The 8,455-nt window shown below is 62.8% G+C and carries 9 protein-coding genes and 1 tRNA gene; 6 read left to right on the top strand and 4 right to left on the bottom strand.

Going from position 1 to position 8,455, the window contains the following annotated elements; all coding sequences use genetic code 11:
* Window positions 1-2,120, top strand: a 2,120-nt coding sequence (locus tag CAG22_RS17275) for a TonB-dependent siderophore receptor (protein ID WP_085705848.1), incomplete at its 5' end; no start/stop codon positions are given.
* A gap of 170 nt (window positions 2,121-2,290) precedes the next feature.
* On the opposite strand, the gene CAG22_RS17270 is transcribed toward CAG22_RS17275, so the two are convergent.
* A tRNA-Ser gene (locus tag CAG22_RS17270) sits at window positions 2,291-2,380 on the bottom strand.
* A gap of 198 nt (window positions 2,381-2,578) precedes the next feature.
* Here CAG22_RS17270 and CAG22_RS17265 point away from each other — a divergent pair.
* From CAG22_RS17265 to CAG22_RS17255, 3 genes are all read left to right on the top strand, one after another.
* Window positions 2,579-3,268, top strand: a complete 690-nt coding sequence (locus tag CAG22_RS17265) for a crotonase/enoyl-CoA hydratase family protein (RefSeq protein WP_085590072.1) — start codon at window positions 2,579-2,581, stop codon at window positions 3,266-3,268.
* A 181-nt stretch (window positions 3,269-3,449) separates the two neighbouring features.
* Window positions 3,450-4,169, top strand: coding sequence for a 1-acyl-sn-glycerol-3-phosphate acyltransferase (locus tag CAG22_RS17260; RefSeq protein ID WP_025338167.1), 720 nt, complete (start codon window positions 3,450-3,452; stop codon window positions 4,167-4,169).
* 64 nt (window positions 4,170-4,233) lie between these two features.
* Entirely contained in the window at window positions 4,234-5,205 is a 972-nt protein-coding gene (locus CAG22_RS17255; protein WP_085590070.1) for a magnesium and cobalt transport protein CorA, read from the top strand.
* A 132-nt stretch (window positions 5,206-5,337) separates the two neighbouring features.
* Here the strand turns inward: CAG22_RS17255 and CAG22_RS17250 are convergent, their stop codons facing one another.
* A complete protein-coding gene (locus CAG22_RS17250) occupies window positions 5,338-6,069 on the bottom strand; it encodes an amidotransferase (RefSeq protein ID WP_085705847.1) in 732 nt (243 codons plus the stop codon).
* 219 nt (window positions 6,070-6,288) lie between these two features.
* Between CAG22_RS17250 and CAG22_RS27860 the strand changes: the two genes are divergently transcribed.
* The gene (locus CAG22_RS27860; protein ID WP_128637193.1) at window positions 6,289-6,531 is read left to right on the top strand and encodes a hypothetical protein; all 243 of its coding nucleotides are present in this window, start codon (window positions 6,289-6,291) and stop codon (window positions 6,529-6,531) included.
* A gap of 66 nt (window positions 6,532-6,597) precedes the next feature.
* Window positions 6,598-7,398, top strand: a complete 801-nt coding sequence (locus tag CAG22_RS17245) for a cytochrome c (protein ID WP_085590066.1) — start codon at window positions 6,598-6,600, stop codon at window positions 7,396-7,398.
* A 115-nt stretch (window positions 7,399-7,513) separates the two neighbouring features.
* Here the strand turns inward: CAG22_RS17245 and CAG22_RS17240 are convergent, their stop codons facing one another.
* Together CAG22_RS17240 and CAG22_RS17235 are read right to left on the bottom strand one after the other, a co-directional pair.
* Complete coding sequence (locus tag CAG22_RS17240; RefSeq protein ID WP_003260395.1) at window positions 7,514-7,846, bottom strand: ribonuclease E inhibitor RraB; 333 nt, start codon at window positions 7,844-7,846, stop codon at window positions 7,514-7,516.
* A 176-nt stretch (window positions 7,847-8,022) separates the two neighbouring features.
* A complete protein-coding gene (locus tag CAG22_RS17235) occupies window positions 8,023-8,259 on the bottom strand; it encodes a hypothetical protein (RefSeq protein WP_025338164.1) in 237 nt (78 codons plus the stop codon).
* Between the last annotated feature and the right edge of the window lie 196 nt (window positions 8,260-8,455).

Genomic DNA, 8,455 nt, shown 5'->3' with positions numbered 1-8,455 from the left:
ACCCCCGCCTCCCCCTGAGCCTGCTCAGCCTGGGCCTGGCCCTGCATTGCCCCCATGTGCTTGCCGAAGACAGCGTGCTACTGGCCCCGCTGCAGGTGTCCGACACCTACACCAACGACGGCTACCAGGCACGCCAGGCAGCAGTAGGCGGCTTCCAGCCCGCGCCCCTGCTCGACACCCCGGCCTCGATCAGCGTGTTCAACCAGCAACTGCTGGAAGACCGCCAGGTGCGCCAGCTCAGCGAGGTGCTGCAAAGCGACGCCTCGGTGGGTGAAAGCTATGCCCCCATCGGCTACTACGAAAACTTCAACGTGCGCGGCTTCGAGCTGAATGCCACCAGCAGCTACCGTATCAATGGCCAGACCATCGCCGGCGAGCAGAACGTGGCCCTGGAGAACAAGCAGCAGGTGGAGCTGCTCAAGGGTTTGTCCGGGCTGCAGAGCGGCGTGTCGGAGCCGGGCGGCCTGATCAACTACGTGACCAAGCGCGCCGAAGACGTGCGCAGCGTCACGGTCTCGACCAACGAACAAGGCGAGCGCTACCTGGCCACCGATCTGGGCGGCTGGTTCGGCAGCGAGCGGCAGTTCGGCCTGCGGGCCAACCTGGCCCATGAAGACATCCGCTCCTACGTCGACCACGCCGACGGCAAGCGCGACTTCGCCTCGCTGGCCTTCGACTGGCAGATCAACCCGGATGCCACCCTGCAGCTGGATGCCGAATACCAGCACCGCGAACAGCGCTCGGTGCCGGGTTACCAGCTGCTCGGTGGCAGCGAAGTACCCCATGGCATCGACCCCGACGACCGCCTGGCCTACCAACACTGGGCCAAGCCGGTGCAGAACGATTCGCTGAACCTGGGTGGGCGCTTCGAGTACCGTTTCAACGAAGCCTGGACCGGGACCTTGAGCGCCTCGCGCAGCAAGGTGGTTATCGATGACTACAGCTCGTTTGCCTGGGGTTCGAGCGAAGGCGCGTTCTTCGGCAGCAACGGCGACTACGACATCTACGACTTCCGCAGCCCCGACGACACCCGCCGTACCGACGAGGCGCAGGCCATGCTCAACGGGCGTTTCGATGCGCTGGGCGTGGGGCATGAGCTGACCGTGGGCACCAGTGCGCAGCGGCGCACGCTGGATCAGCGCCCCAGCTATATGGAATGGGTAGGTACAGGCAACATCTACACGGGTGCACCGGCCTTTGATCCATCCGACAAGCCCATCAGGTCTAGCGAACGTCGCCTGGACAGCCGCCAGTACGGGTTGTTCGTGAGCGACCGCATCAGCTTCAACGAGCACTGGCAGACCGTACTGGGTGCCCGTGAAGTACGCCTGGACGAGAAAACCTGGAATGAGGACGGCGTTGCCGGTCGCCATACCCGGCAGTACGAGTTGCTGCCCAACGCCGCGCTCATCTACAAGCCGCAGCCGGATACCACGGTATATGCCAGTTATTCCAAAGGCCTGTCGGCAGGCGGCACCGCACCGTGGTTCGCCGAGAACAAATTCGAAATCCTGGCACCGACGACCTCGCACCAACTGGAACTGGGCCTCAAGCATGACTGGCAAGGCCTGAGCTTCAGCGCCGCACTGTTCCAGATACGCCAGGCATACCAGTACGCCCGCCCGGACGGCGCCGGCCACTTCACCTACGTGCAGCAAGGCCAGCAGAAGAACACCGGCCTGGAACTGGGCGCCAGCGGCTGGGTGACCTCGAACCTGCAGGTGCAGGCCAGCGCTGCGGCGATTCGGGCGCGGGTGCAGAACAGCGATACCGATGCCTATGAAGGCCACCAGGCGATCAACGTGCCCAGGTTCCGGGCGGCGCTGCAGGCGGAATACACCCTGCCGGTACCGGGCTTGGCACTGCTGGGCGGGGCGCGCTACAGCGCCAGCAAGTATGCGAGCCAGGCGGGGAATGTGGAAGTTGGTAGGTATACGGTGTTCGATGTGGGTAGCCGCTACCGCACGCGTATCGGGGGGTATGACACGGTGCTGCGGCTGACTGTGGATAACGTGTTCGACAAGCGTTATTGGCGCGATGTGGGGGATTACCTGGGGGATAACTACCTGTTCCAGGGGGCGCCGCGGACGGCTCGGCTTTCGGCTTCGGTTACCTTCTAGATTTTTTGGGGCTGCTTTGCAGCCCTTTCGCGACACAAGGCCGCTCCTACAGGAGACCGCGCACGCTTGTAGGAGCGGCCTTGTGTCGCGAAAGGGCCGCAAAGCGGCCCCCAAAGGCCCCAAAAACAAAAAGCCCCCGGCTTCTCAGCTCGGGGGCTCTTCGTAGAATGTGGCGGTGAAGAAGGGATTTGAACCCTTGATACGATTTCTCGTATACACACTTTCCAGGCGTGCTCCTTCGACCACTCGGACACTTCACCGTTTCTCTTCAAGCCTTGCAGCCTGTCGAGGTGCGCTAATTTAGTGAAAGACCTTCCCTTTGGCAAGCATTTTTTTCAATTTTTTCATGCATTTGCATTTGAGCCCCGGCGAACGCTGACCGACCAGTCAGCCTTACTGCTTTACCTCGCCCCTGGCGCTGGGTAACGTCGTCGCCACGCCAACAAAAGGACTCTGCCATGAGCGAGCTGATTACCTACCACGCCGAAGACGGCATCGTTACCCTGACCCTGAACAACGGCAAGGTCAACGCCATCTCGCCAGACGTCATCGCCGCCTTCAACGCCGCGCTAGACCGCGCCACGCAGGAGCGTGCGGTGGTGATCATCACCGGGCAGCCGGGCATCCTGTCTGGCGGCTACGACCTCAAGGTGATGACCAGCGGCCCCAAGGAAGCAGTCAGCCTGGTCACCGCCGGCTCCACCCTCGCCCGCCGCCTGCTTTCGCACCCGTTCCCGGTGGTAGTCGCCTGCCCGGGCAATGCCGTGGCCAAGGGTGCCTTCCTGCTGCTGTCGGGCGACTATCGCATTGGCGTCGAAGGGCCGTACAAGGTGTGCCTGAACGAAGTGCAGATCGGCATGACCATGCACCATGCCGGTATCGAACTGGCCCGCGACCGCCTGCGCCGCTCGGCCTTCCACCGCTCGGTGATCAATGCCGAGGTGTTTGACCCGCAGGGCGCGGTGGACGCAGGCTTCCTCGACAAGGTCGTGCCGGCCGAGCAGTTGCAGGAAGCGGCACTGGCGGCGGCGCGAGAGCTGAAGAAGCTGAACATGCTGGCGCACAAGAACACCAAGCTGAAGGTGCGCAAAGGGCTGCTGGAAGCGCTGGACAAGGCGATCGAACTGGACCAGCAGCATATGGGTTAGCCGGGCCGGCCTCTTCGCGGGCTTGCCCGCTCCCACAGGGACAGCGCCAGAGCCGAGGGCAACGCTGTACCTGTGGGAGCGGGCAAGCCCGCGAAGAGGCCGCAGCAGGCTTGCACCAGGGTTTGCCCCAACCAGTGCACATCCGTACACTGCCCGACGACTGTCTGGTGTGAGTCGTACCATGCTTTATTCATTGCGCATGTTCCTGCTGGCGCTGCATTTCCTTGTGGTTGGTACCCTGGGCCTGGTCATTGGCCTGTGCCGTCCCTTCAACCCCGACAACAGCCGCCTGTTCGCCCGCCTCTACAGCCTGCCGGCCACCTGGCTGATGCGCATCAGGGTCAAGGCCGAAGTCGGTCCGCTGTGGGATCAGCCGCCAGGCTGCGTGATCGTCGCCAACCACCAGTCCAACTTCGACCTGTTCGTGCTAGGCCAGGTGGTGCCGCAGCGCACCGTCGCCATCGGCAAGAAAAGCCTGGGCTGGATCCCGCTGTTCGGCCAGCTGTTCTGGCTGGGTGGCAACGTGCTGGTCGACCGCAAGAACGCCTACCAGGCACGCAAGGCCATGCAGAAGACCACTCGGGTGCTGCAGGACGATACCTCGATCTGGATTTTCCCCGAAGGCACGCGCAATCCCGGCGAGCACCTGCTGGCCTTCAAGAAAGGCGCGTTTCACATGGCCATCGAGGCCGGTGTGCCGATCGTGCCGGTATGCGTCAGCCGCTATGCCGGGCGCCTGAGCCTGAACAGCTGGCGCCAGCGCACGGTGATCGTGCGCTCGCTGCCACCGATCGCCACGGCGGGCATGACCCTGCAGGACCTGCCGGCGCTGATCGAACAGTGCCGGGGGCAGATGCAGCAATGCATCGACCGCATGGAAGGGGAACTGGCCAAGCGCTAGGTTGCTCTTGAGCCCACTACAGCCCAAGCTGTAACCCGTGTCCAACCGGAATAAGCGAACAACCATGGGTCGAGTCGTGGCATCGGCGGTGTACAGCGCCGGCAGAAAGGTCACCAACATCAGCATCGATGAAGGCAGCGAGTGGGCGCGCAAGCCGGGGCACTTTGTATGGATCGGCCTGGAAGAGCCCAACGCAGAGGAGCTGGCCAACCTGCAGTGCCAGTTCAACCTGCACGAACTGGCTATCGAAGACGCCCTGGAAAAGCACAGCCGGCCCAAGCTGGAAACCTTTGGCGACGCCCTGTTCATCGTCACCTATTCGCCGGTGCGCCACGAAGGCAAGCTGGAGTTCATCGAAACCCACATCTTCGCCGGCAACGGCTACATTATCACCTGCCGCAACGGCCACTCGAAATCCTATGCCCTGGTGCGCCAGCGCTGCGAGGCGCGGCCGTTGCTGCTGGAGCACGGCGAAGACTTCGTGCTGTACGCCCTGCTCGACTTTGTCACCGAGAACTACCAGCCGGTCAGCGAGGCCATTCATGGCGAGATCGAAGAGCTGGAGCAGAGCGTTCTGGGCGGTTCGCTGCAAGAGGACGATATCCGCCGCTTGCACAGCCTGCGCCGCGACATCCTGCGCCTGCGCCGCTACGTGGCACCGATGGTGGAAGTGAGCGAGGAACTGCAGCGCCTGAGCTTCCCGTTCATCGACAAGAACATGCGCCCGTACTTCCGTGATGTGCAGATCCACGTGACGCGGCAGATGGAGGACCTGGCAGGCATCCGCGACATCGCCAGCCAGACCATCGAGATCGGCATGCTGCTGGAGTCGTCACGGCAGAGCATCGTGCAGCGCAAGTTTGCAGCCTGGGCGGCGATCCTGGCGTTCCCCACGGCAATTGCCGGGGTTTACGGGATGAACTTCGAGAACATGCCGGAGCTGGGGTGGCACTATGGGTACTTCGGGGTGCTGGGGGTGATTGCGGCGGGGTGTTCGGGGTTGTATGCCAGCTTCAAGAAATCGGGCTGGCTTTGAGATTGTCGGGGCGCTTTGCGGCCCTTTCGCCGGCAAGCCAGCTCCCACAAGGACCGCACAAGTCTCAGGCCTGTGATGCCCCTGTGGGAGCTGGCTTGCCGGCGATTGGGCTGCGAAGCAGCCCCCGGCCCCTCACGCCGCGTCGTGTTTGCTCACCGGGTGCTGGATAAACCGCAACATCCACTCCCCCACCAGGTCGCCCTGGTGCTCGGTGGCCAGGCTAGCCACGGCCTTGTGGTACACCTCATCACCCAGATACTGCTGGCGCGCATCGAGCAGTGCGCGGGAGTAGTCGTGCACGAACTCGGGGTGCCCCTGGAAGCACAGCACCTGGTCACGAATGTGGTACGCAGCGTTCGGGCAGAAATCGCTGGAGGCGATCACCGTGGCGCCTTCCGGCAGCTCGGTCACCTGGTCCTGGTGGCTGATCAGCAAGGTCAGCTCCGACACCTCCGGGTCCATCCACGGCGCATGGGCCGCCAGCGAATAGCGGTGGATACCCACGCCCCAGCCCTGCTCGGCACGCTCGGCCTTGCCACCCAGGGTCAACGCCAGCAACTGGTGGCCGAAACACACACCCAGCAGCTTCTCGCCACGCTCGTACAACTTCAGCAGGTAGACCTTGAGGGTCTGGATCCACGGGTCGGTACCAAACGAGTCGGCCTTGCTGCCCGTCACCAGGTAGGCATCGAACACTTCGTTGTCGGCGGGGTAATCGCCATTCATCACGTTGTACACACGAAATTCGGCGGCGATCGGCTGACGCGAGAAGAGCTGCTCGAACATCCTGCCGTAGCCCTGGTACTGCGCGGTCAACTCCGGTCGCAGGACATCGGTTTCAAGGATGCAGATGCGTAACGACATAGGGGTAGTCCTGAACGACATGGGTGGGAATCTGCTGTAGAGACTGACGCGAAAGGCACGTACAAGCAAGTAGGCCGCACTGACGAACGGTCACATTTCGTCGGTGCCCTGCTGGCACTTGCGCCACCGTCTAGCCAGAGCATGCCAGCTGGCTGGCACTTGGCCTCATAGCCAGACGAAATCAACGAACTACAGTATTAGAACAAAGGGTTCTCAAACATGGATGACGCACACCCTACTGTTGGTTGTATATCCACTTTCAAGAGGCAGGCAGTTCAGGCGTCACGCAACGCCACTGCGATCGACCCGAAGCGCGACAGGGAAGCCAACGGGTATTCAGGAATAACAACAAGAAGGCGGTCCGCCATGTTCAGACAATCGAAAATTCGCCAAGCTGGGCTCATTCTCTTCGCCACGACTTTGCTGCTGATCCTGCCGAACCTCACACGTTTGTTCGGCTGACTGCCGCTGTGGCGCCAACAGGCAACGCACAGGTAACCTGCTGGCCTTGATGGTCGGAGATTATCCATGCGCCACTGCCTTGCACTGTTAGTGTTGCTTCTGAGCCTGCCGCTGTCGGCGGCGCAACTGCACCTTGAACTGGGCTCCACGACGCGCCAGTGGAGCAGTGCCGAACTGCTCGACCACCCGCAGGCCCGGGACATCAGCATCGACCAGGACGTTTCCTACAAGCAGCCCATGCATTATCGGGCGGTGCCGCTGGCCGCGCTGCTGGATGGCGTGAACGCCAGCGACCACCTGCAGGCGGTGGCGCTGGACGGTTTTGCCGCCGAAATGCCGGCGGCGCCACTGTTGCAGCACGGGCCGGCACAGGCCTGGCTGGCGGTGGAGGAGCCGGGCCGGCCGTGGCCACCACTGGGCCAGGGCAAGCCGAGTGCGGGGCCGTTCTACCTGGTGTGGACTGCACCGCAGGCAGGCGGCATCCGCCCGGAGCAGTGGCCGTTCCAGATTTCCACGATTCGCAAGCTGGCTTCTGTCGAGGCGCGTTTTCCGGCGCTGCTGCCCGACCCGAAGCTGCCGGCCGACAGCCCGGTGCGCCGGGGCTTTGCCTTGTTCCAGCAGAACTGCCTGGCGTGTCACCGGCTGAACGGCGCGGGGGATGCCCAGGTGGGGCCGGACCTGAATGTGCCGCATAACCCGACCGAGTATTTTCGGCCTGAATATCTACGCCAGCTGATTCGTGACCCACAGAGCCTGCGGCAGTGGCCGCAGGCGAAGATGCCGGGGTTTGCAGAAAGTGTCTTGAGTGAAACGGAGCTGGATGAATTGCTGGCCTATTTGAGGCATATGACTGGGCGCAGGCCTTGAGGGCCGTGTGTGCTTCTTCGCGGGCTTGCCCGCTCCCACAGGATCACCACAGGCTTGAAGGCCGTGAGATACCTGTGGGAGCGGGCAAGCCCGCGAAGAAGGCAACACAAAACTCTCAGGCTATGGGCCGCTCCTGCTTGACCCCCCACCCTTCCACCTCACCGCCATAAGGTGTCACCAGCTGCTCGAAGGCCTCTTCGAAGTCGCCAATCCCGCCATGGGTGGCATACATGACCTTGCTCAGCTCCAGATGCCAGGCACCGTCGCCCAGCTCCTTGACCTGGGCATTCAGCGATTCACCGCGAAACTGCCCGGCCGCGCGGCGGGCCCCTGCTTCGTCGGGGAATATGGCGTAGAACTCGATGGGGTGGATCTGGGTGAAGTCGAAACCGCCTGCCTTCATCTGGCGCAGGACGTTGCTGCTGATATCGTCGTTCTGGCTGCTCATGAAACGTCCTCCTGAATAATGCGATGGATAGACTTTCCGTGCACTACGCACCTGCCGGCAGCGGCCGGGCAGTTCGAGCTGATGCAAGACGCGAAGGGATGCGGTGCCGACCCGCAGAATAGGCCGGCACCTTCTTGCAGCGTAGTGCCTGCCAGGGCACCACGCAAACGTGTGGTTCAGGGCGTTTCGTGGATGCTGGTGATGGTCACGCCACTCTGTTCCTTGAGCCAGCGTGCGGTGGGTGAAACAGTGCGGTCCTGGAAGTCGTTGAGGTCCAGCTCGTCCATCACCGGGAACAGGTGCGAACGGATGGCCCGCGCGGCGTCCTCCTCGCTGGGGCACTGGTCGCCGTGCAGCGTCAGGGTGGTGAGCACGCCCTTCTGGTCGGCAAAGATGACTTCCCACTCTTTCATTGAACGAACCCTCTAAGTCAACGAACACCGGGTGTGTGATGCCTGAAACAAGTGACCTTGAGGTGGGGAGAATGTTCAGTCTGAGGGATTTGTGTTGGGCCCATTCGCGGGCACGCCCGCTCCCACAGGGCCACCACAAGGTCCGAAACCTGTGCTGTACCTGTGGGAGCGGGCGTGCCCGCGAATGGGCCGTGAA

This window comes from Pseudomonas sp. B8(2017) (genome assembly GCF_002113575.1).
GTDB lineage: Bacteria > Pseudomonadota > Gammaproteobacteria > Pseudomonadales > Pseudomonadaceae > Aquipseudomonas > Aquipseudomonas putida_Z.
This window is presented reverse-complemented; position numbering and strand designations above follow the sequence as displayed.